The organism is Micromonospora sp. Mcm103 (assembly GCF_024519755.1).
GTDB lineage: Bacteria > Actinomycetota > Actinomycetes > Mycobacteriales > Micromonosporaceae > Micromonospora > Micromonospora aurantiaca.
Genome location: NZ_JALJRJ010000004.1, coordinates 193,281 through 214,352 on the forward strand (window position 1 = coordinate 193,281; position 21,072 = coordinate 214,352).

Annotated in this window: 19 protein-coding genes; 11 read left to right on the forward strand and 8 right to left on the reverse strand. The window is 71.2% G+C overall.

The annotated features are described in order from the left end of the window. Position 1: 1 nt before the first annotated feature. Positions 2-1,948: a DNA topoisomerase (ATP-hydrolyzing) subunit B gene (gene gyrB, locus OC439_RS08135; RefSeq protein WP_135242602.1), complete on the reverse strand. Its 1,947-nt coding sequence runs from the start codon at positions 1,946-1,948 to the stop codon at positions 2-4. A 548-nt stretch (positions 1,949-2,496) separates the two neighbouring features. Here gyrB and OC439_RS08140 point away from each other — a divergent pair. After that, a complete protein-coding gene (locus OC439_RS08140) occupies positions 2,497-3,048 on the forward strand; it encodes a hypothetical protein (protein WP_262012902.1) in 552 nt (183 codons plus the stop codon). On the opposite strand, the gene OC439_RS08145 is transcribed toward OC439_RS08140, so the two are convergent. Next, positions 3,033-3,521, reverse strand: a complete 489-nt coding sequence (locus OC439_RS08145) for a MarR family winged helix-turn-helix transcriptional regulator (protein WP_262012903.1) — start codon at positions 3,519-3,521, stop codon at positions 3,033-3,035. The genes OC439_RS08140 and OC439_RS08145 overlap by 16 nt on opposite strands. Positions 3,522-3,602: 81 nt before the next feature. Between OC439_RS08145 and OC439_RS08150 the strand changes: the two genes are divergently transcribed. Beyond that, complete coding sequence (locus OC439_RS08150; protein ID WP_013283216.1) at positions 3,603-3,842, forward strand: hypothetical protein; 240 nt, start codon at positions 3,603-3,605, stop codon at positions 3,840-3,842. Here the strand turns inward: OC439_RS08150 and OC439_RS08155 are convergent. The 5 genes from OC439_RS08155 to dnaA all read right to left on the reverse strand — a co-directional run bounded on the left by OC439_RS08155 (position 3,833) and on the right by dnaA (position 10,502). After that, a complete protein-coding gene (locus tag OC439_RS08155; protein WP_410054899.1) occupies positions 3,833-4,438 on the reverse strand; it encodes a DUF721 domain-containing protein in 606 nt (201 codons plus the stop codon). The two genes, OC439_RS08150 and OC439_RS08155, sit on opposite strands and share 10 nt — an antisense overlap. Then, complete coding sequence (recF, locus tag OC439_RS08160) at positions 4,431-5,561, reverse strand: DNA replication/repair protein RecF (RefSeq protein ID WP_262012904.1); 1,131 nt, start codon at positions 5,559-5,561, stop codon at positions 4,431-4,433. Before recF ends, OC439_RS08155 begins: the two co-directional genes overlap by 8 nt. 16 nt (positions 5,562-5,577) lie before the next feature. Beyond that, positions 5,578-6,450, reverse strand: a complete 873-nt coding sequence (gene gnd / locus OC439_RS08165; protein ID WP_013283213.1) for a phosphogluconate dehydrogenase (NAD(+)-dependent, decarboxylating) — start codon at positions 6,448-6,450, stop codon at positions 5,578-5,580. Positions 6,451-6,489: 39 nt separating this feature from the next. Beyond that, positions 6,490-7,623 carry a DNA polymerase III subunit beta gene (gene dnaN, locus OC439_RS08170; protein WP_262012905.1) on the reverse strand — a complete coding sequence of 378 codons (1,134 nt, stop codon included), beginning with the start codon at positions 7,621-7,623 and terminating at the stop codon, positions 6,490-6,492. Positions 7,624-8,669: 1,046 nt separating this feature from the next. After that, a complete protein-coding gene (dnaA, locus tag OC439_RS08175; RefSeq protein WP_262012906.1) occupies positions 8,670-10,502 on the reverse strand; it encodes a chromosomal replication initiator protein DnaA in 1,833 nt (610 codons plus the stop codon). 576 nt (positions 10,503-11,078) lie between these two features. Here dnaA and rpmH point away from each other — a divergent pair. The 9 genes from rpmH to OC439_RS08220 all read left to right on the forward strand — a co-directional run bounded on the left by rpmH (position 11,079) and on the right by OC439_RS08220 (position 20,070). Further along, positions 11,079-11,216, forward strand: coding sequence for a 50S ribosomal protein L34 (gene rpmH, locus OC439_RS08180; RefSeq protein WP_013289388.1), 138 nt, complete (start codon positions 11,079-11,081; stop codon positions 11,214-11,216). A 34-nt stretch (positions 11,217-11,250) separates the two neighbouring features. Further along, a complete protein-coding gene (rnpA, locus tag OC439_RS08185; RefSeq protein ID WP_262012907.1) occupies positions 11,251-11,664 on the forward strand; it encodes a ribonuclease P protein component in 414 nt (137 codons plus the stop codon). A gap of 44 nt (positions 11,665-11,708) precedes the next feature. Then, the gene (yidD, locus tag OC439_RS08190) at positions 11,709-11,948 is read left to right on the forward strand and encodes a membrane protein insertion efficiency factor YidD (protein ID WP_013477538.1); all 240 of its coding nucleotides are present in this window, start codon (positions 11,709-11,711) and stop codon (positions 11,946-11,948) included. Further along, positions 11,949-12,950 carry a membrane protein insertase YidC gene (yidC, locus tag OC439_RS08195; protein ID WP_262012908.1) on the forward strand — a complete coding sequence of 334 codons (1,002 nt, stop codon included), beginning with the start codon at positions 11,949-11,951 and terminating at the stop codon, positions 12,948-12,950. It begins immediately after the preceding gene. Positions 12,951-13,161: 211 nt separating this feature from the next. Further along, complete coding sequence (locus OC439_RS08200) at positions 13,162-13,749, forward strand: protein jag (RefSeq protein WP_135242593.1); 588 nt, start codon at positions 13,162-13,164, stop codon at positions 13,747-13,749. Positions 13,750-14,090: 341 nt separating this feature from the next. Next, positions 14,091-14,852 carry a 16S rRNA (guanine(527)-N(7))-methyltransferase RsmG gene (gene rsmG, locus OC439_RS08205; RefSeq protein WP_402813040.1) on the forward strand — a complete coding sequence of 254 codons (762 nt, stop codon included), beginning with the start codon at positions 14,091-14,093 and terminating at the stop codon, positions 14,850-14,852. A gap of 245 nt (positions 14,853-15,097) precedes the next feature. Further along, entirely contained in the window at positions 15,098-16,435 is a 1,338-nt protein-coding gene (locus OC439_RS30270; RefSeq protein ID WP_315985915.1) for a ParA family protein, read from the forward strand. 27 nt (positions 16,436-16,462) lie between these two features. Then, a complete protein-coding gene (locus OC439_RS08215) occupies positions 16,463-17,503 on the forward strand; it encodes a ParB/RepB/Spo0J family partition protein (RefSeq protein ID WP_262012909.1) in 1,041 nt (346 codons plus the stop codon). A gap of 1,700 nt (positions 17,504-19,203) precedes the next feature. Continuing rightward, positions 19,204-20,070, forward strand: coding sequence for a hypothetical protein (locus OC439_RS08220; RefSeq protein WP_262012910.1), 867 nt, complete (start codon positions 19,204-19,206; stop codon positions 20,068-20,070). A gap of 2 nt (positions 20,071-20,072) precedes the next feature. Here the strand turns inward: OC439_RS08220 and OC439_RS08225 are convergent, their stop codons facing one another. Beyond that, positions 20,073-21,065 carry a D-alanine--D-alanine ligase gene (locus OC439_RS08225; protein WP_262012911.1) on the reverse strand — a complete coding sequence of 331 codons (993 nt, stop codon included), beginning with the start codon at positions 21,063-21,065 and terminating at the stop codon, positions 20,073-20,075. Positions 21,066-21,072 lie beyond the last annotated feature (7 nt).

Here is a 21,072-nt window from a genome sequence, read left to right on the forward strand (position 1 = left end):
GTCAGATGTCCAGGAACCGCACGTCCTTGGCGTTGCGCTGGATGAACGACCGGCGGGCCTCGACGTCCTCGCCCATCAGGACGCTGAACAGCTCGTCCGCGGTTGCGGCGTCGTCGAGCGTGACCTGGCGCAGCGTACGCGTGGCCGGGTTCATCGTGGTCTCCCACAGCTCGGGGTAGTTCATCTCGCCGAGACCCTTGAACCGCTGGATGTCGTCCGGGCGGGCGTTGGGCTTCTTCTGCTGGCGCAGGGCGATCAGCCCGTCGCGCTCGCGGTCCGAGTACGCGTACTGGGCGTCGTCGCCCTTCTTGTTCCACTTGATCTTGTAGAGCGGCGGCGCGGCCAGGTAGACGTGGCCCAGCTCGACCAGCGGCCGCATGAAGCGGAACAGCAGGGTGAGCAGCAGCGTCTGGATGTGCTGGCCGTCGACGTCGGCGTCGGCCATCAGCACGATCTTGTGGTAGCGCAGCTTCTCGATGTCGAAGTCGTCGTGGATGCCGGTGCCGAGCGCGGTGATCAGCGCCTGCACCTCGTTGTTCTTCAGCACCCGGTCGATCCGGGCCTTCTCCACGTTGAGGATCTTGCCGCGGATCGGCAGGATCGCCTGGACGCGCGGGTCGCGGCCCTGCTTGGCCGAGCCGCCGGCCGAGTCGCCCTCGACGATGAAGACCTCGGACTCGCGCGGGTCGGTGGACTGGCAGTCGGCCAGCTTGCCGGGCATCGAGCCGGACTCCAGCAGCGACTTGCGCCGGGCGAGCTTGCGCGCCTGCTGGGCGGCGATCCGGGCCCGCGCCGCCTGGGACGCCTTCTGGATGATGATCTTCGCCTCGGCCGGGTTGCGGTCGAACCAGTCGACGAGCGACTCGTTGCAGACCCGCTGCACGAAGCCCTTGACCGGGGTGTTGCCCAGCTTGGTCTTGGTCTGACCCTCGAACTGCGGGTCGGTGAGCTTGACCGAGATGATCGCGGCCAGACCCTCGCGGATGTCCTCACCCGAGAGGCGCTCGTCGCCCTTGAGCAGCTTCTTCTCGGCGCCGTAGCGGTTGACGACGCTCGTCAGCGCGGCCCGGAAGCCCTCCTCGTGGGTGCCGCCCTCGTGGGTGTTGATGTTGTTGGCGAAGGTGTAGACCGACTCGCCGTACGACTCGTTCCACTGCATGGCGATCTCGACCGACATGCCCGTCTCCTCGGCCCCGAACTCGACCACCGTCTTGTGGATCGGGCTCTTGGAGGCGTTGAGGTGCCGGACGAAGTCGGCGATGCCGCCCTCGTAGTGGAAGGTGACCTCGCGGGTCTTACCGTCCTCGTCCTCCGGGACCCGCTCGTCGAGCAGGTGGATGGTGAGACCCCGGGTCAGGAAGGCCATCTCCTGGAGGCGCCGGTAGATGGTGTGGAAGTCGAAGTCGACTGTCTCGAAGACGTCCGGGTCGGGCCAGAAGGAGACGGCCGAGCCGGTGCGGTCGGTCTCCTCACCCTTCTCCAGCGGCGTCGGCTTGGAGTGGTGGTACTGCTGACGCCAGACGAAGCCGTCCTTGTGGATCTCCACGGCCATCCGGGTGGACAGCGCGTTCACCACGGAGACGCCGACGCCGTGCAGGCCGCCGGAGACGGCGTACGCCTTGCCGTCGAACTTGCCGCCCGCGTGCAGCACGGTCAGGGCGACCTCGACACCCGGCTTCTTCAGCTTGGGGTGCAGGTCGACCGGGAAGCCACGGCCGTTGTCGGTCACCCGGACACCGCCGTCGGCCAGCAGCACCACGTCGATGGTGTCGCAGTGCCCGGCCAGCGCCTCGTCCACCGCGTTGTCGACGACCTCCCACACCAGGTGGTGCAGACCGCGCTCGCCGGTGGACCCGATGTACATACCGGGCCGCTTCCGGACCGCTTCCAGGCCCTCGAGCACGGTGATCGACTCGGCACCGTACTTCTTGTTGTCCTCCGCTGCCACGCTCGGCCACTTTCTCGCACCGGCCGCGCATGGGCGCGGGGGCGCGGGTTCGGCGGACAGGACGCGACGTCGGCGCGCATGGTCCGCCCCTGGGGTCGCCAGGCTCGGATCATGTGCGCCGGGCGCCGCGGTTGCCCGCGGATCGCGATCGGCTCGGACCTGATACGGGACTATGATCGAGGGCTCATGCGGGCCCCTGTCCGTCGCTCCGTCTCGGGTCTTTCGTCTCGCCCTCAATCTTACTGTGCGGAGCCGACCAAACCGCCACTCGGCACCCTCTCCGGGGCGGCTGAGAATGCCGTAGCCGGACGAACCGCGTCGCCCACGACTCCCCCTACACGCCAACGGGCCGGTACCGCGCCACCGGCCCGCGTGAGCCGTGACGATCATCCGACCGGTGATCGGCGGGTGCCCCGACCGGGGGTCGCGGCCGGGCCCGGCGTGCCGTAGCTTTTGCGGCGCCGCCGTTGCGGTCTTGATCTTTTGCGCCCGGAACCGGGACGATCGTCGGAGATGGTCCGAAAACGCTTGGTGAGAGGTGACGCCAGATGGGGCTGGACAACGTCGCGGTGCACTGGCCGCGGACCGGCCGCTTCTACGACCCGGTCGCGCCGGCTGAGTTCGTGGACTTCGGCGAGATCGTGGACATGCCGATCTCCGCGCCGACCGCGGCGCTCGCCGAGCTGATCGCGAAGACCGGCACGGTACGCGCGACCGCGTACACCGAATTGGTCGACCTGATCCTCGGGCTGGAGAATGTGCTCTACGCCACGGAGAACGCGGTCGAGGACGAGGACCCGGTGATCGACCCGGACGGCTGCTCCTGGATCGCCGAGGGCGTGGAGAAGTTCGTCGCCCGGCACCGGCCGTACGGCGAGCCGGTCACGTTCGAGTCGGTGAGCGAGGTGCTGCGCGCGCTACTCGGTGACGGCCGGCTGGCCGAGCAGCAGCTCCGCTGGCTGGACAGCCGCCTCGACCGGCTGCGGGACGACAGCGGCGACCCGCCGCAGTGGAACTTCACCTGCGCCGAGCTGAGCGTGCTGGCGGCCTTCTACCGGCGCTGCGCGGAGCGGGGTTTCGCGGTCTACGCCGACGCCTGACCGGGCGCCGCAGCGCCGGGAGAAGACGTGGCCCGGTTGGCGGCCGCGATCACCTCGGTCAGCGCTGTGTGCAGGTGCCGCAGGTCGGCCAGCGGCAGGCCGAGGCGCTGCACGATGGCCGGCGGGATCCGCTCGGCCTGCGCCCGCAGCGCCTGCCCTTCGGCGGTGAGCGAGACGGCCAGGCTGCGCTCGTCGGCGGCGTCCCGTTCCCGCCTGATGTAGCCGGCCGCCTCCAGCCGCTTGAGCAGCGGTGACAGCGTGCCCGGGTCGAGCTGGAGCAGCCGGCTCAGATCCCGCCCGGACAGCGGCGCGTGCTGCCAGAGCGCCAGCATGACCAGGTATTGCGGGTGGGTGAGCCCCATCGGCTCCAGCAGTGGCCGGTAGACCGCGACGACACTCCGGGCGGCGACGGAGAGTGCGAAGCAGACCTGCTGCTCCAGCGCCAGGGGGTCCTCCTCGATGCCGTCGGTCACCGGCGTCCTCCTCGTCGTCGTTGCGATCGTAGCAATGATTGGTGTACCAATGGTTTGCACACAAAACAGGGAGGCGGCGGAATGAGCGACGACGAGCAGGTGGGCGACGCCTCCGGCAAGGGTGGCCGCCTGTTGGGCTGGGTGTTCCGCAACCTCGCCGGCCCGTCCCAGGTGCAGGGCGCGGTGCAGGGCGGCTCGAAGCTGGCCCGCGACGCGTGGAAGGAAGACCTGGAGCGCCGCAAGCAGTGGAGCCGTGAGCAGCGCGAACTCAAGCGCGCCAGGCGTGAGGCGCGGCGCTCGGGGGGCGTCGGTCAGCCGTAGGTGTCGCGGGGGCCGCGCCCGCGTACCCGTCGGGGGCCGCGCGACCACGACGGCGCCGCCGGCCCGTGGATGTGCAGCTTGCGCACCACGTTGTGGCCCACCTCGCGGGCGATCTGCTGCAACAGCGAGCCCGCCAGCAGGCGCAACTGGGTCGCCCACGCCGTCGAACGCGCCTCCACCGTCAGCTCGCCGTCCTCCAGCTTGACCGGGCGGCTGTGCTGCGCGACCTCCGGGCCGACCACCTTCTCCCACGCGCCGAACACCGTCGCCTCGGCCGCCGGCTTCTGCCAGCCCCGCGCCTTCATCAGCTTGTCCAGCACCGCGCCGAGCGGCTGCGGGTCGCGCGGGTCCGGACCCGGGCCGGAGTAGCCGCGCAGCCGCTTCTCGCCGTCGCCGCGGACCGCGCCGCGCCGTCGCGGGGCCGCCGCCTGCCGCCGGGCCTTCGCCGCGTCGAGCACCGCCCGGGCCAGTTCCGGCCCGGTCGAGCCCTCCGGCAGGTTCGCGGCCGGCTCACCGCCCGCGGGCTTTTCCGGGGTACGCGCGTCGCGTCCCGGCCCGAGCCGTGCGGGCGGGAGCTGCACCTCGTCATCAGGCACGCCGCACCGTCCCCTCGCCCACCGCGTACCGGGTGCCGCGCAGCGTCGCCGGCACGTCGTCGTCCACCGCGCAGGTGACCAGGAGCTGGCTCGCACCGCCGACCAGCTCGGCCAGCCGCTCCCGCCGGCCGGTGTCCAGTTCGGCGAAGACGTCGTCCAGCACCAGCACCGGCTCGATCCCGTCGGCGCGCAGCAGGTCGTACCCGGCCAGCCGCAACGCCAGCGCGTACGACCAGGACTCGCCGTGGCTCGCGTACCCCTTCGCGGGCAGCGGGCCGAGCGTCAGCGCCAGGTCGTCGCGGTGCGGGCCGACGAGCGTGGTGCCGCGCTCGATCTCGGCGGCCCGGTTCGCGGTGAGCGCGGCGGCGAGCGCCTCCGCCAGCGCCGCGCGGTCCGCGCCGGGTTCGGGCAGCTCCACCGAGGGCCGGTACGCGATGCCCGCCGCGCCGCGGCCGGCCGCCACCGCGTCGTACGCCTTCGCCACGTGCGGGGTCAGCGCGGCCACCAGCTCCAGCCGACCGGCGAGCAGGTCCGCGCCGTGCTGCGCCAGATGCGCGTCCCACACGGCCAGCGTCGACAGGTCACCGCCGCGCGGGCCACCGGTCTTCCGAGCGAGGTACGACGTACGCAGCAGCGCGTTGCGTTGCTTGACCACCCGCTCGTAGTCGGCGCGGACCCCGGCGTAGCGGGGCTGGCGGGTGACCAGCAGGTCGTCCAGGTAGCGGCGGCGTTCGGCCGGATCGCCGCGGACCAGTTCCAGGTCCTCCGGCGCGAACAACACCAGGCGCAGCGCGCCGAGCACGTCCCGGGCACGTCGGGCCGGAGACCGGCCGAGCCGGGCCCGGTTGGCCTTGCCCGGCACGATCTCCAGCTCGACCAGCAGCTCCCGGCCCTCATGCACCACGGCGCAGCGGATCACCGCCGACGCGGCGCCCATCCGCACCAGCGGGGCGTCGGTGGCGACCCGGTGCGAGTCCAGGGTCGCCACGTAGCCCAGCGCCTCGACCAGGTTGGTCTTGCCGACGCCGTTCGCGCCGACGAGCACGTTCGGCCCCGGGTCCAGGTCGACGCCGACGCGCTCGTACGAGCGGAAATCGACCAGTTCTAGCCGGCGAACGTACACAGCCTGTGGATACCGGTCAGCGCTTGTGGACGGCGTGGCCGCCGAACTGCTGGCGCAGCGCGGCGACGGCCTTCATCGCGGGCGAGTCGTCCTGCCGGGAGGCGAACCGGGCGAACAGCGACGCGGTGATGACGTTGAGCGGTACGGCGAGCCGGACCGCCTCGTCCACGGTCCAGCGGCCCTCGCCGGTGTCCTCCGTGTAGCCGCTCAGCTCGGCCAGCTCCGGGTCCTCGTCGAGTGCCCGGTCCAGCAGGTCGAGCAGCCAGGAGCGCACGACGGTGCCCTCGCGCCACGACTTGAACACGCCGGGCACGTTCGTCACCAGCTCCGAGGCCGCCAGCAGCTCGTAGCCCTCGGCGTACGCGTGCATCAGGCCGTACTCGATGCCGTTGTGCACCATCTTGGCGTAGTGGCCGGCGCCGACCGGGCCGGCGTGCACGAAGCCGAACTCGCCCTCGGGCTTGAGCGACTCGAAGATCGGCATCAGCCGCTCGACGTGCTCCTGCGCGCCGCCGACCATCAGCGCGTACCCGTTCTGCCGGCCCCAGACGCCGCCGGACACGCCGACGTCGATGTAGCCGATGCCCTGCTCGTTCAGCCGCTCGGCGCGCGGGGCGTCGTCGCTGAACCGGGAGTTGCCGCCGTCGATGATGATGTCGCCCTCGCCGAGCACACCGGCGAGCTCGTCGATGGTGGCGTCGGTGACGCCGGCGGGGACCATGACCCACACCGCGCGGGGCGACTGGAGCTTCTCGGCAAGCTCGGCCAGGCTCGCGGCGTCGCTGATCTCCGGGTTGTGGTCGTACCCGACCACCTCGTGCCCGGCGGCGCGCAACCGCTCCCGCATGTTGCCGCCCATGCGGCCGAGTCCTACCAGGCCGAGCTGCATCTGCTCCTACCTCCGTACGTCAGGGTCGTGCTGCTGCGATCAGCGGGACACGCGGATCGGCATGATGAGGTACCGGTACCCCGGGATGACCTCGCCGTCCTCGCCTGCCGGGGAGATGACCGCGGGCTTGAACGCGTCGACGAACCGGAGCAGGGCGTGCTGCGCGCCCAGGTTGGCCAGACCGTCGATGAGGTACTGCGGGTTGAACCCGATGGTCAGCGGCTCGCCGCTGAAGGTGGCATCCATGGCCTCGCTGGCCCGGGCCTCCTCGGTGCCGCCCGCCTCGACCACGAGACCGTCGGCGCTGAAGCTGAGCAGCACCGGCGTGGTGCGCTCGGCGACCAGCGCGACGCGCTTGACCACCTCGATGAGCGAGGCGACGGCGACGCGGGCCTCGGCGTTGTGGTCGGCCGGGAACAGCGAGCGCACCGGCGGGTAGTTGGCGCCGTCGAGCAGCCGGCTGGTGGTCCGGCGGGTGCCACCGGAGAAACCGATCATGCCCTCACCGGCACCGCCGGAGGACAGCGCCATGGTGACGTGGCCGCCGAGCGGGCCGAGCGCCTTCGCGGTGTCGTGCAGCGTACGGGCCGGCACCAGCGCGTTGAGGCTGATCTCCGGGTCGTCCGGGTTCCACTCCATCTCGCGCAGCGCGAGGCGGTAACGGTCGGTCGCCAGCATGGCCATCGTGCTGCCGCTCAGCTCGATCCGTACACCGGTCATCATCGGCAGCGTCTCGTCGCGGCCGGCGGCCACAGCCACCTGGGCCACGGCGGAGGCGAAGGCGGCGGCGTCGACGGTGCCGGCGCTCTCCGGCATCTCCGGCAGCGTCGGGTAGTCCTCCACCGGCATGGTGGGCAGCGTGAACCGGGCGCTGCCGCAGACCAGTTCGAGGTGGGCGCCGACGGCGGCGATGTCCACCGGCTTGGCCGGCAGGGCCTTGGTGATCTCGGCGAGCAGGCGGCCGGAGACCAGGGCGGCGCCGTCCGCGTCACCCTGCACCTCGACCGTCACCTGGCTGGAGACCTCGTAGTCGAAGCCGGAGACCTGCAGGTTGCCGTCGGTGACGCGGAGCATCACCCCGGCCAGCACCGGTACGGAGGGTCGGTTGGGCAGGCTCTTGGCGGTCCACGCGACCGCCTCGGCGAGCGCGTCGCGCTCCACTCGGAACTTCATCAATGCCTCCGCGTCGACGTCAGCGACAACTCTCTCATGCCGACCGCTGCCACCCGTCCCGCCCGACCGTGCGGGTACCCATCGCACCTTAAGGCGCTGGGGCATCGGCTGTGCGCCCGACCCCGTGGATCCAGGTGCCCCGGGCGACTGCCGGCGGCAGTGCTCCGGCCCGATCCACAGGAAGTCCAACGGTGATGATTGGTTTTTGTTGTTTAGAAGAGATAACTCATCGTCTTCATCGCACCTGTGCAAACTGTGGAGAACCGCCGTCCGCGCAGGTCAGACACGTTATCCACCGGTGGTTTGGCTGTGGAGAACCAGGGGTAAAACTCGTGTCCCGGTCCACAGCCCTCGCCGGCCGCCGGGTTTTCCACGGCTGTCCACCGGTTGTCCACCGGTAATCCACCGGTTTTCTCCCCAGCGCTGTGGACAGCGCCGGAGACGTCCACAGCCGTCGTCCCCAGAACCTTCAACAGCTCGCCCACAGGCTGGTCGCTGTCTGGGGACAACGGGACAGTCGTCCCCAGGCGTCCACAGCGTCGTCCCCAGGAGTTGTCCACAGTCTGTGGGTAACCGGCCGAGTGCGAAGCGTGGTTGTCCACCGCCTGTGACACAGGGGCTGTGGACAACGGGTACGAGCTGTGGACGAACACACGACAGATCCTGGGCCCTCCACCGGGTCGAGGGTCAACAGTTCCCCGCTGTCGGCTACTTGCCACCCGCGGCTCCGCCCGCCCTGCTTCGGCTGATCATGAAGTTAACGGCGTTTCGCGTCCGGTTTGTCGCCGCCAACTTCATGATCGACGGGGAGGCCGGTGGGCGAGAGCGAGGGGCGGGACGTAGCGGTGAGTGATTCCCGTGGCCGCCGATCACCCCCGGTCAAGGCGCGGCGCTCAGCTCCGGCGAGATCTTGGTAGGAAACGGCCCCTATGAGGGCGCCAAGCTTCCAAGATCTGCGGGGACGTTCGCGCGTCCGCCCTCCTTGATCACCGATGGAGTGGCGGGAGCGGCGAGGGCAGTGCGAGGGCAGTGCGAGGGTGGGGCGGTCAGGTGTTCTGCTTGATGCGGTTCGTCAGCTCGGCGATCTGGTTGTAGAGCGAGCGCCGCTCCGCCATCTGCTGACGGATCTTGCGGTCCGCGTGCATCACCGTCGTGTGGTCCCGGCCGCCGAACGCCTGCCCGATCCGGGGCAGCGACAGGTCGGTCAGCTCCCGGCACAGGTACATGGCCACCTGGCGCGCGTTCACCAGCACCCGGGAGCGGGAATGGCCGCGCAGGTCCTCCAGGCTCACACCGAAGTAGTCGGCCGTCGACACCATGATCTGGTCCGCGGTGATCTCCGGGCCGGCGCCGTCCGGAATGAAGTCCCGCAGCACCTCCTCGGCCAGCGACAGCTCGACCGACGAGCGGGTGAGGCTGGCGAAGGCGGTGACGCGGATCAGCGCCCCCTCCAGTTCGCGGATCGAGTTCGACACCCGGGACGCGATGAACTCCAGCACGTCCGGCGGAGCGAACAGCCGCTCCTGGGCCGCCTTCTTCTGCAGGATCGCGATCCGCGTCTCCAGGTCCGGCGGCTGGATGTCGGCGAGCAGACCCCACTCGAATCGCGTACGCAGCCGGTCCTCCAGCGTCGCCAGCTGCTTCGGCGAGCGGTCCGAGGTGATCACGATCTGCTTGTTGGCGTTGTGCAGCGTGTTGAAGGTGTGGAAGAACTCCTCCTGCGTCCGCTCCCGGTTCTCCAGGAACTGGATGTCGTCGATCAGGAGGATGTCCACGTCCCGGTAGCGGCGCTGGAACGCGCTCGTCTTGTCGTCGCGCAGCGAGTTGATGAAGTCGTTCGTGAACTCCTCGGTCGAGACGTACCGGACCGAGCGCGCGTTGCCGAGCGTCGTGGCGTAGTGCCCGATGGCGTGCAGCAGGTGGGTCTTGCCCAGCCCGGAACTGCCGTAGATGAACAGCGGGTTGTACGCCTTCGCCGGCGACTCGGCCACCGCCACGCTCGCGGCGTGCGCGAACCGGTTCGACGATCCGATGACGAACGTCTCGAACATGTACTTCGGGTTGAGCCGGTTGCCGCCGCTCTCCGTACCGCCGGGGAGCCTCCGGTCGGCCTGGCCGCCCCCCGGGCGGTGGTGGTCGGCGCCACCCCGGCCGGGGCCGTTGTCGGTGGCGCCGTCCCGGGGCAGGCCGCGCATCGGCGCGGGGTCGGCGGGCGGGCTCTCCCGGTAGCGGGGCTCGTATCCACCGGCGTCGGGCACGGGCGGCTCGATGCGGGTGCGCTCGTCGAAGGCGCGGCGCTCGGGCGCGGTGCGTACCGGCTCGGCGAACGCGGCGCTGAAGAGCGTGTCCTGTGCGTCCCGGCCGGCCGGGATGAGGTGCGGGCGGCCGCCGTCGGCGGTCCGCTGCCGCGGGGCCGGCTCGTCGAGCGGCTGCTCCGGGCGCAGTTCGCCATATCCGGCCTCGGCGTACCCGGGTTCCGGGCGCGGCGACGGGAAGGCCTGGGCGGAGGCGGGCGGGCCGGGCTGGTCGAAGCCGGGCAGCGGGGCGGCGCCGTCGTGCTCGGGCAGCGGCTCCGGGCTGCTGCGGTAGACGGTGCCGGCCGGGCGGGCATTCGGGTCGTCGGCGACCCGCACGGTGACCGCCACCTGGATCGGCCGGCCGAGCCGGCGGCTCAACGCCTCGGTGATGGCCGGGCGGAGCCGGGACTCGATCACGTCCCGGGTGAAGGCGTCCGGCACCGAGAGCAGCGCCGTGTCCTCGACGATCGCCCGCAGGCGGGTGAGCCGGAGGTACGCCCGTTGCTGCGCGGAGATGATCTCGTCGGCGAGTTCGTCGGTGGTCGCCGTCCACACCGCGGCAAGGTCGGTCGCTCCGGTCACCGTCGTGCCACCCCCTCGCCTGCTCCTTCTCACGCCCGCCCGGACGGCTGACCGGTCGTCATCCACAAGTTATCCACAGCCTGTGTACCGACCGATTGTGGCCGCCCACCGGACGCGGGTCGGACCTGCCCCCCTCGATCCACGGAGGCGTTGAAGCGGGTTCACCGTGCCGAACGATTCAACAGCGTGTCCGGTCTTGCCGATCGGCGACAAACCCCGGACCCCCGACGCCGACCGCAATCGCGCACGCTAACAGCGCGGACCCCACAGCATCAACCGGCGACACCCTGACGACCTTGGCAACATCAGTGAAAACCGCCCCTTCGGTCGCGCTTGCCCGCAGGTCGGACGCCCGAGTGTGACGTTTGACGGTCATTGCGCCCCTGCGTAGGCTGGAGCGGCTGCTCTCTCGCCCTCTGCTAGGGTGATTGATGCTTGCTGTCCGTGGCTGTCACCCCGCATCGCCGGGGAGCGTGTCACGGCAGCGCCGATCGGAGGTCACCGACAGGTGATCTGGACCAGCACACGACCCCGGGCGATCCGCCGCGCGGGGCGTACGACAACGGAGAGCCTGACGTGAGCAAGCGCACCTACCAGCCGAACAACCGCCGGCGCGCGAAGACCCACGGCTTCCGGCTGCGCATGCGCACCCGTGCCGGCCGCGCCATCATCTCGACCCGTCGCTCCAAGGGCCGCGCGCGCCTGTCGGCCTGACGCCGACAGGTCCGGTCCGGGGACGTGGGCAGTCGTGCTGGCCGCCGCGCAACGACTGCGGCGCAGTAGCGACTTCGCCGCAGCGGTTCGCGGTGGCCGACGCGTCGGCCGTGGCGCCGTCGTGGTCCACCTGACCATCCCCGAGCCGATCGGCACCACCGCGACACTCTCGCCGGAGCCGGCGCGAAGCATCGGTGCGGAGAATTCCGCACCGAGCCGCGCCGGCTTCGTCGTGTCCAAGGCCGTCGGCGGCGCTGTGGTCCGCAACAAGGTCCGCCGCCGGCTCCGGCACCTGGTCCGCGAGCGGCTGGCCGAGCTGCCCGCCGGCACCACCCTCGTGGTACGCGCGCTGCCCGCATCGGCCGACGCGACGTACACCCGGCTCGGGGCCGACCTGGACGCGGCCATCGCCGCCGCGCGGGCCCCCCGCGGACGGCGGTCGCGGTGAGCGGCCCGACGACGGCGACTCCGTCGCCCACAACCGGTGCCCGCATGCTGCTGGCGCCCATCATCGCGTACCGTCGGTGGATAAGTCCGGCACTGCCGGCCCGCTGCCGGTTCTACCCGTCGTGCAGTGCCTACGCCGTGGAGGCGGTGTCCCGGCACGGTGCGCTGCGGGGCGCCTGGCTGACGGTCCGTCGGCTGTCGCGCTGCCACCCCTTCCACCCTGGTGGACACGACCCGGTTCCGGAGCCGGGCGACCGCCGCCGTTCCGACGTGACTGGAGCCTGAGTGTTTAGTCTCGACTGGATCTACTACGCGATCTCGTGGATCCTGCTGACCTGGCACTCGGCCTGGGACGCCATCGGAGTTCCGGTCGGGGCCGTGATCGGTACGAACTGGGCCTGGATCCTCGCCATCGTCTTCCTGGTGGTGACGGTCCGGGTGATCCTGTTCCCGGTCTTCGTCAAGCAGATCAAGTCGCAGCGTGCCATGCAGGCGCTCCAGCCGAAGGTCAAGGAGCTCCAGGAGAAGCACAAGGGTGACCGGGAGACGCTCCAGAAGGAGATGATGGAGCTCTATCGGAAGGAAAAGGCCAACCCGCTCATGGGCTGCCTTCCGATGTTCCTCCAGATCCCGGTCTTCCTGGGCCTGTTCCACACGCTGCGCCGCCTCAGCCCCGACAACCAGGGCAAGACCCTGTACGGCTGGACCGTCGACCAGTTCAACAGCGCCTCCAACGCGACGCTGTTCACCGCGCCGATCTCCGGCAAGTTCGGCTCCACCGCCGAGGAACTGAGCCGGCTGGGTGCGAACACCGGCACGGTCAAGGTGGTCGCCGGCATCCTGGTGCTGATCATGATCGCCACCACCTACCTGACCAGCCGTCAGATGATCCTCAAGACCGGGTGGGCCGAGGACCCGCAGCAGCGCATGGTGCAGCGGCTGATGCTCTACGGCATCCCGCTGTCGCTGCTGATCTCGGGTGCGATCTTCCCGATCGGTGTGATCATCTACTGGGTCACCAACAACCTCTTCACGCTCGGCCAGCAGCAGTGGGTGCTGCGGAAGTTCCCGCCGCCGCCGACCGCGAAGAGCACCAGCGCCGCCAAGAGCACCTCCGGCAAGAACCCGGTGCAGCCGGCCAAGGCCGGTGGCCTGTTCGGCCGCAAGGCGGCCCAGCCGCCGGCGAAGGCTCCGGCCGCCGCGCCGAAGGTGGCCGGCCCGAAGCCTGGTGCCAAGCCGGTCAACCCGAAGAAGGGTGGCAGCAAGCCCGCCAAGCGACAGGGCTGAGCCCACAGGGCCACCGTCGGCGACGTCGGCGGTGGCCCGTTCCGGCCGCGTGCTGCCATCCGAGGAGTCGGCGCCGGGCCGGAATCACCGCGCGGAGCGCGGACACGGGCGAAACTGGCCCGTACAGACGTGCCCGAGGGCACCCGGCGAACCTCCCGCCGGCCCCGGGAGACCAGCGGACCCCCGACGGTCCGGCCGAGCGAGTACGGAGATGAGACCCGTGACCGAGACCAGCATCCCCAGCGCCGACCAGTCCCTGGACGAGGAGACCCCCGTTACCGCCGCCACCGAGACCGAGGACGCCGCGGGCGAGGCCCGGGAGAAGAAGGCCCCGGCCGAGAGCGACCTGTTCCGGCAGAGCGAGATCGCCGCCGACTACGTCGAGGGTCTGCTGGACATCCTCGACTACGACGGTGACATCGACGAGCTGGTGTCGGGTGGCCGCCCGGTCGTCGAGGTGGTCGGTGGCCGGCTGCAGAACCTGGTCGGCCAGCGTGGCGCGACCCTGGAGGCGCTCCAGGAACTGGCCCGGCTGGCCGTGTTCCGCCAGACCGGCACGCCGAGCCGGCTGCTGCTCGACGTCGGCGGCTACCGGGCCGCCCGCCGCAAGGAGCTGGCCGCCGTGGCGAAGAACGCGGTCGAGAAGGTCAAGGAGCACGGTGAGCCGGTGCGCCTGGAGCCGATGTCCGCGTTCGAGCGCAAGTGCGTGCACGACGTGGTGAACGCGATGAGCGGGGTGGAGAGCGAGTCCGAGGGCGTCGAGCCCAACCGCCGCATCGTCGTCCGGCCGGTGGACTGAGGTCCGTGATCTCCGACGAGACGACGGCAGGAGCCGTGACCGGCCCGGGCGGTATGCCGCCCGGGCCGTCGGCTGTGCGCCCCGACCCCACTGTCGACCCGGTCTTCTCCGACGACGACGGGCCGGCCGACCCCGCGTACCCGGGAAAGGCCGTGACCGACCCCGGCGAGCCCGCCTTCTCCGGCGAGCCGGCGGTGGTGCCCGGGGTCGAGCCCGCAGACCCGGCGGTGGACGTGATGCCCGCCTTCTCCGGTGAGCCGGCGGCGGACGTGGCACCGGCGGCTCCGGCCGCGGCGGCCGACCCGGTCTTCGCGGAACCGTCGGCGGACGGACCGTCCCTCGTGGACGGTGGTGGCGACGCCGGTGCCCCCGACCCGGCGACGGCGACGCTGCCGCCCGAGCTGGCGGAGGCCGCCCGCGCGTTGTTCGGCGACCGGCTCGACCTGGCCGCCGCGTACGCCGAACTGCTCGCCACCGACGGCGTGGTCCGCGGCCTGATCGGGCCCCGCGAGACGCCGCGGCTCTGGGAGCGGCACCTGCTCAACTGCGCGGTGGTGGCGGAACGGATCCCGGAGGGAGCCAGCGTGATCGACGTCGGCTCCGGCGCCGGGCTCCCCGGTCTGGTGCTGGCGATCGCGCGCCCCGACCTCACCGTGACGCTCGTGGAGCCGCTGGCCCGGCGAACCGCCTTCCTGATCGAGGCGGTGCAGCGCCTCGGCGTGACCCGGGACGTGCGTGTGTTCCGTGGGCGGGCCGAGGAGGCGGCGGCCGGGTCGCGCGACCGGGAACCGCTGAGCGCCGACATCGTGACCGCCCGCGCGGTGGCCCCGCTGGACCGGCTCGCCTCCTGGTGCCTGCCGCTCGTGGCTCCCGGCGGACGGCTGGTCGCACTCAAGGGCGCCTCGGCGGCCGACGAGATCACCGAGCACACCGAGGCCGTGATCCGCCTCGGCGGCGGGACCCCGGAACTGCACCGCTGTGGCGAAGGGGTGATCGACCCCCCGGCGACTGTGGTCGAGGTGGTCCGGGAGCGCGTGGTCAACCCGCGCCGTCCCAAGAAGCCGAAGCGGTCGCGTGGCGGTCGCCGTCGCGGCGACCGCTGAGCGGGTACGCCATTCCGCACGCCCGGTCCGGTCGTTGGACCGGTGGGCGTGACGCGATCGATCGCAACCCGACATGGACCCACCGCGCCCGTCGGCCGTAGGCTGACCGCGCGTCGATAGTGTGGAACGGCGGTGCCGGGCGGCACCCGAACCCGATGGTTCCCGCCGAGCCGACGGCGCCGTGCGAGGCGCGGACGCGATTCGACGGGTGCGGACCGACCATCCGGAGCGGGTAGGGATGACAGGTGCATGACGACGGCAGGTACGACGATCCACGGTTGACCGGACCAGGAGGCCAGCCCTCCGCCGACCCCGTTTCACGTGAAACCAACTACCAGGAGTGGACGGTGAACGAGTCCGGCGAACCGGCCTCCCCGTATCCGGCGCAGCCGTCCAAGCGACGGGAACCGTCGGTCGGCGGGCCGGTGCGCCCCGTCTCGTCCGCGCCTGCGAACGTACCGCCGGCCCGCGATCCGCTCGATCCGGCCGACGGTCCGGTGAACGCACCGACCCCGCGCCCGCCCGCGGTGCGGGCGAACGCCGCCGTACCCACCCGCTACGAACCCCAGCCGCCCGTCTCGGCCGTGCCGTACCAGGCCGCCCCCGAGGCCACCGTGGCGCCGTCCGACACGCCACAGGCAGACGGGTACGGGGACGAGGTAGACGCCAGCACGTACGTTTCACGTGAAACCCCGACGCGCGAAGAGGATGATCCACCGTTGGCTATGGAGGCGATGCGCGCCGTGCAGATCCTGAATCCCAGTGGCGAGGTCACCATGCCGCGCCCTGACCGGACCCGGGTGATGTGCGTCGCCAACCAGAAGGGCGGCGTGGGTAAGACGACCACCACCGTGAACCTCGCCGTGGCGCTCGCGCTGCACGGCAACCGGGTGCTCGTGGTCGACCTTGACCCCCAGGGCAACGCCTCCACCGGTCTGAACGTGCCGCACCACACGGGCGTGCCCGACGTCTACGACTGCCTGATCGACAGCGTGCCGCTCGAAGAGGTGGCCCAGGCCGTCGAGGGCATCCCGAACCTCTGGTGCGTACCGGCTACCATCGACCTGGCCGGCGCCGAGATCGAGCTCGTCTCGGTGGTGGCTCGGGAGTCGCGCCTGGCGCGGGCCATCGCCGCGTACCCGGGGCACTTCGACTACGTCTTCATAGACTGTCCGCCGTCGCTCGGCCTGCTGACCGTCAACGCGCTCGTGGCCGCGCAGGAGGTGCTGATCCCGATCCAGTGCGAGTACTACGCGCTGGAGGGCCTCAACCAGCTCATAAACAACATCAACCTGGTTCGTCAGCACCTCAACCCGAAGCTCGAGGTCTCCACCATCCTGCTCACCATGTACGACAGGCGTACCCGGCTCGCCGACGCGGTGGAGCAGGACGTCCGGAACCACTTCGGCGACAAGGTGCTTCAGGCGGTCATCCCCCGCAACGTGCGTGTCTCCGAGGCGCCGAGCTACGGCCAGTCGGTGATGACCTACGATCCCGGTTCGCGGGGAGCCACGAGTTACTTCGAGGCCGCCCAGGAGATCGCGGAGCGAGGCGTCAAGGAGCCGGTGAGCCGGAATGCGTAGTGCGGAGATGTCGCTGGGAGGCGTCGCATGAAGAACCGTCCCCGCGGCGGACTGGGCCGAGGGCTCGGCGCCCTCATCCCCACTGGCCCGGTACCGGGCGCTGAACCGGCGGCCACCGAACCGGACTCGTCGCCGGCTGCCGCGTCGCCGGCGGCTCCGGCCGCTGGTGCGACTGCTGCCATCACCGGTGGCGTCGCAAGCACCCCGTCGCCGGCCGCCGAGCCCGAGCCGCAGCTGAGCCCGGTGCCCGGCGCGCGCTTCGCGGAGATTCCGGTCGACGCGATCGTGCCGAACCCGAAGCAGCCCCGGCACGTCTTCGACGAGGAGGCGCTGGAGGAACTGAAGACCTCGATCCAGGAAGTCGGCTTCCTCCAGCCGATCGTGGTCCGCCAGCTCGACCCCGACAAGTTCGAACTCGTGATGGGCGAGCGGCGCTGGCGTGCCGCCCAGGCGGTCGGCCGGGAGACCATCCCCGCCATCGTCCGGGACACCAAGGACGACGCGATGCTCCGGGACGCGCTCCTGGAGAACATCCACCGCGCCAACCTCAACCCGCTCGAAGAGGCGGCGGCGTACCAGCAACTGCTGGAGGAGTTCGGCGCCACACACGAGGAACTGGCCCGGCGGATCGGCCGCAGCCGTCCGCAGATCTCCAACACGATCCGGCTGATGAACCTGCCGCCCGCCGTGCAGCGCCGCGTCGCCGCCGGTGTTCTCTCCGCCGGTCACGCCCGGGCTCTGCTCAGCCTCGACAACACCGAGGCGCAGGAGGCACTCGCCGAGCGGATCGTCCGAGAGGGCATCACCGTACGCGGCGCCGAAGAACTCGTGCACCTGGCGCTCGCCGAGGAGCCGGCGAAGTCGGCCGCCGCCAAGCGTCGGCCGAAGCCGCACGCCCCGGCGCTCACCGATCTCGCGGACCGGCTCTCCGACCGGTTCGACACCCGGGTGAAGGTCGACATCGGCCGCAGCAAGGGCAAGATTACGATCGAGTTCGCCACCGTCGACGACCTGGAGCGGATCGTCGGGATCATCGGCATGGGCGAGGACGGGACGCCCGAGGCGTAGTCCTTCCTTCTCCGTTTGTCGATCCGGCCGCATCCCGATGAGGGGATGCGGCCGGATCTGTATCCGGGTTGGTTCGGTGCCGCTCGTTCGTTCTGGCGGCGGCGATGGGTCGTGGCGATTCCGGTCGACGGAGAGAACGACCCCTCGGAAGTCATTGCCGTTTCCGTCGACGGGCCGGGCTTGGGCTGTCGCGCTTCGCTCCGCGTTTCACGTGAAACGGGAACCGGTGACTGGGAGATGGGGCGTGGGTGAACCCACTCTCCGCGCTGCTGATTGGTAGCACGCCGCGCGCCCGAGCGCTGAGCGGCCGAGTACGCGAGGGCGTAGTGCGCAAAGGTGCCGAGGGCCGCCTTCGGCGGTGACGAGTCGGTGAGCGCCCACTTCGTTGGTCTGGCAGAAGGGCTGACGGCGACGGCTCAGACGGAAGCCGTTCCTTGAACGACTCGAGCGTTCCGCGCGACGCACCCCGTCTAGCCGCCTGCTGGTGTCGCCGACCGATCGAACGCGAACCGGTTCTGCGCCGGAAAGCCCGTCGAGCCGTCGGGCCGCCCTGCCCGGGCCAGCGTGCCGGCCTGTCCCTGAGTGACGTGGTCTCGGTCCGACAAGCCCTGAGCCAGGGCACGGGCGAACGGAGGATGACGACGCCGGCGGGCCGCAGGGCTGAGCACACCCGGCCGTGGCGGTCGCGCAGGAGTCGCTATGAAGAGCCCGATCCGATCGCGCATGTGAGCGATCCAGGCGCATTGAGCCGGGCTCCGCCGAACCGGGGAGCGCCGGCCGAGGGTCGCTGAGCCGAGGAGTGCCGAACCGAGTAATGCCGAACCAGGGAGTGCTCAATCGGGAGAGCGGCCGAACCGGGGAGCGGACGAAGCCGGGGAGCGGACGAAGCCGGGGACCGCCGGACCGGGGACCGCCGAGCCGAGGACTCTCGCGAGGAGCCCGGGCAACGGGCCGAGGCGTGCGGCCCGGCTCAGCATTCCCGGGGGACGGCTTCCCGTTGAGTCGTCGGCGCCCCCCTCGAATGACCTACCAACTCTCTGCGCACCGGACCGGGTGGTCGCAGACTCCAGGGCGGCGAGCCCGATCAGCGACCGCCCGGAAACCCCGAGGCCGTGTGGCCCGCTCGGGCTCGGCCGGTCGGCTCGGACCCGCCTGCTGTTTCACGTGAAACGCGAAGCGATGAGGCGCGGTGCCGGCCATAAGCCGAGCGGTGATCGGCCCGGCTCGAGATCCGCGCGGCCCGGTCCGTTTCCAACGAACAACCGCCGGATGGTTCGTCTGTCGACTTACCTTCCGCCCGTCGCCCCGCGGCGCCTCGTTCGATCGGCCGCACCCGCCGAGGGCTCAGTCACGGTACGAGGCCGGCCCGGCGTCAGCGCGCCGAGTCACCGAGCCGAGAAGCGCGCCGACGCGCCCCCGCCGTTTCACGTGAAACGGCTACGAGAGCCGCCGACACCCGGTGCGGATCGGTCGCCGGATCGTTGGAAGAACGGGCCCGGAGATACTCGAGGTTATCCACAGCGGTTGTCCACAGGCACTCCCCGTTTCACGTGAAACGAAGCGAGGAAACCCTTGCTGAGCAGTGCATGACGCGCTGTGCTGGTGATCTCGGCAGCCTGTGGACAACGCGGTGGACAACCGGTGGGCGGCCAGTGGAACAGGTAGGGACAGGCGTCGCCAACTCGGTTAGGGTCAGCGTCGTGCCGGACACCCCTCCCTCAGTTCCCGACTTCACCCAGTGGCCGTCCTTCCCCTTCGAGGGCGATCTCCGCGTCAAGCAGCTCGACGAGCCCGTACCGTTCGAACCTCCCCGCCGTGGCGAGGCGGACCGGGAGTGCACCGCCTGCAACGCGCCCGACGAGGCGTACATCTGGGTCGGTGAGCGGTGGCGCGTCCGCGCCATGGACCGGCCCACCGGCCTGCCGATGGTCCTGATCCTGGAGTCGCGTTCCCACCTGGATCTGGGCGACCTGCCGAACCTGCTCGCCGCCGAACTGGGCGTGATGACCGTCCGCCTGGAGCGGGCCGTGCGCTCGCTCGACGGGGTGGCCCGGGTCCACGTGAACCGGTGGGGCGACGGCTCGGCGCACCTGCACCTGTGGTTCCTGGCCCGGCCGTACGGGCGGCTGCAACTGCGGGGCACGTTCCTGTCGCTGTGGGACTCGATCCTGCCGCCGATCTCCGAGGACCAGTGGCGGGAGAACCTCGCCATGGTGGCCGCATGGCTCGCCGAGTTCGGTGGTCGTCCGTTGGCCGAGCCGCCGCGCATCCAATGGCAGGCGCCGTCGAGTCTCTCCGCGACCTCCCCTGCGAACGCCGTTGAGGAGCCCGAGGAGGAGTCCGTCTCGGTGATCGAGGCAGCGGACGAGATCCCCGAGTCCGACGCGGCAGCGGACGTCTCAGACCCCTCGGCGGGCCCGTCGGAGCCCGACCCGGCACCGCAGGCCGGCCCGGCGCCGGAAACCGCGCCGGGCAGCGCACCGACGAGCGAAGGCGACGACAAGGCGGGGGACGAGGGCGGAGACGAGAGCGACCGGCCGGACGCAGCGCGTACCCGGGAGAGCTGAGGTCAGCGGCGGGCGGCGGCCCGGGTCACGAGCGTGCCGAGGACCCGGCCGAAGTCCAGCCCCGCCGCCTGGATCGCCAGCGGCAGGAGCGACGTCTCGGTCATGCCCGGGGAGACGTTCACCTCCAGCACGTGCGGGTCGCCGCCGGCGTCGACGATCAGGTCGACCCGGGACACGTCGCGCAGTCCGAGCGCGGTGTGCGCGGCGAGCGCCACCTCGGTCACCCGGGCGGTCGTCGCGGCGTCGAGCCGGGCCGGCGCGTGCCAGGTGGTACGCCCGGCGGTGTAGCGGGCCGCGTAGTCGTAGACGCCGTTGCGCGGCACGATCTCGACCGGGGGTAGGGCCTGCGGCCCCTTGCCGAGGTCGAGCACGGAGACCGCCACGTCCATTCCGGGTACGTAGCGTTCCACGAGCGCGGTCTGGTCGTACGCGAAACAACCCACCATGGCGGCCGGCAGCGACGCCGCCTCCCTGACCACGGCGGCGCCCAGTCCGGAACCGCCCTGCGCCGGCTTGACCATCAGCGGCAGCCCGAGGCGGTCGACGATGCGGTCGAGGACGGCCACCGCGCCCAGTTCGGAGAAGCGGTCGTGCGGCAGCGCCACCCAGTCGGGCGTGGGGATGCCCGCCTCGCGCAGTACCGCCTTGGCGGACGGCTTGTCCCAGGCGAGGCGGGACGACCGGGCGTCGCAGCCGACGTAGGGCACGTCCCAGAGGTCGAGGACGCCGCGCAGCGAGCCGTCCTCGCCGGTGGCGCCGTGCAGGGCGATCACCACCGCGTCCGGCGGGTCGGCGGTCAGCGCGGGCAGCAGCGCCACGTCGGCGTCGCGCAGTTCCGCCTCGACGCCCACAGCGCGCAGCGCGTCGAGCACCCGGCGGCCCGACCGCAGGGAGACGTCCCGCTCGTAGGAGAGGCCGCCCGCGAGTACGAGCACGTGCAGCTCGTCGACGGCGGATCCGGTCACGGGAGGCGGTGCGGCGGGGCTGTCGGACATGCGGGCA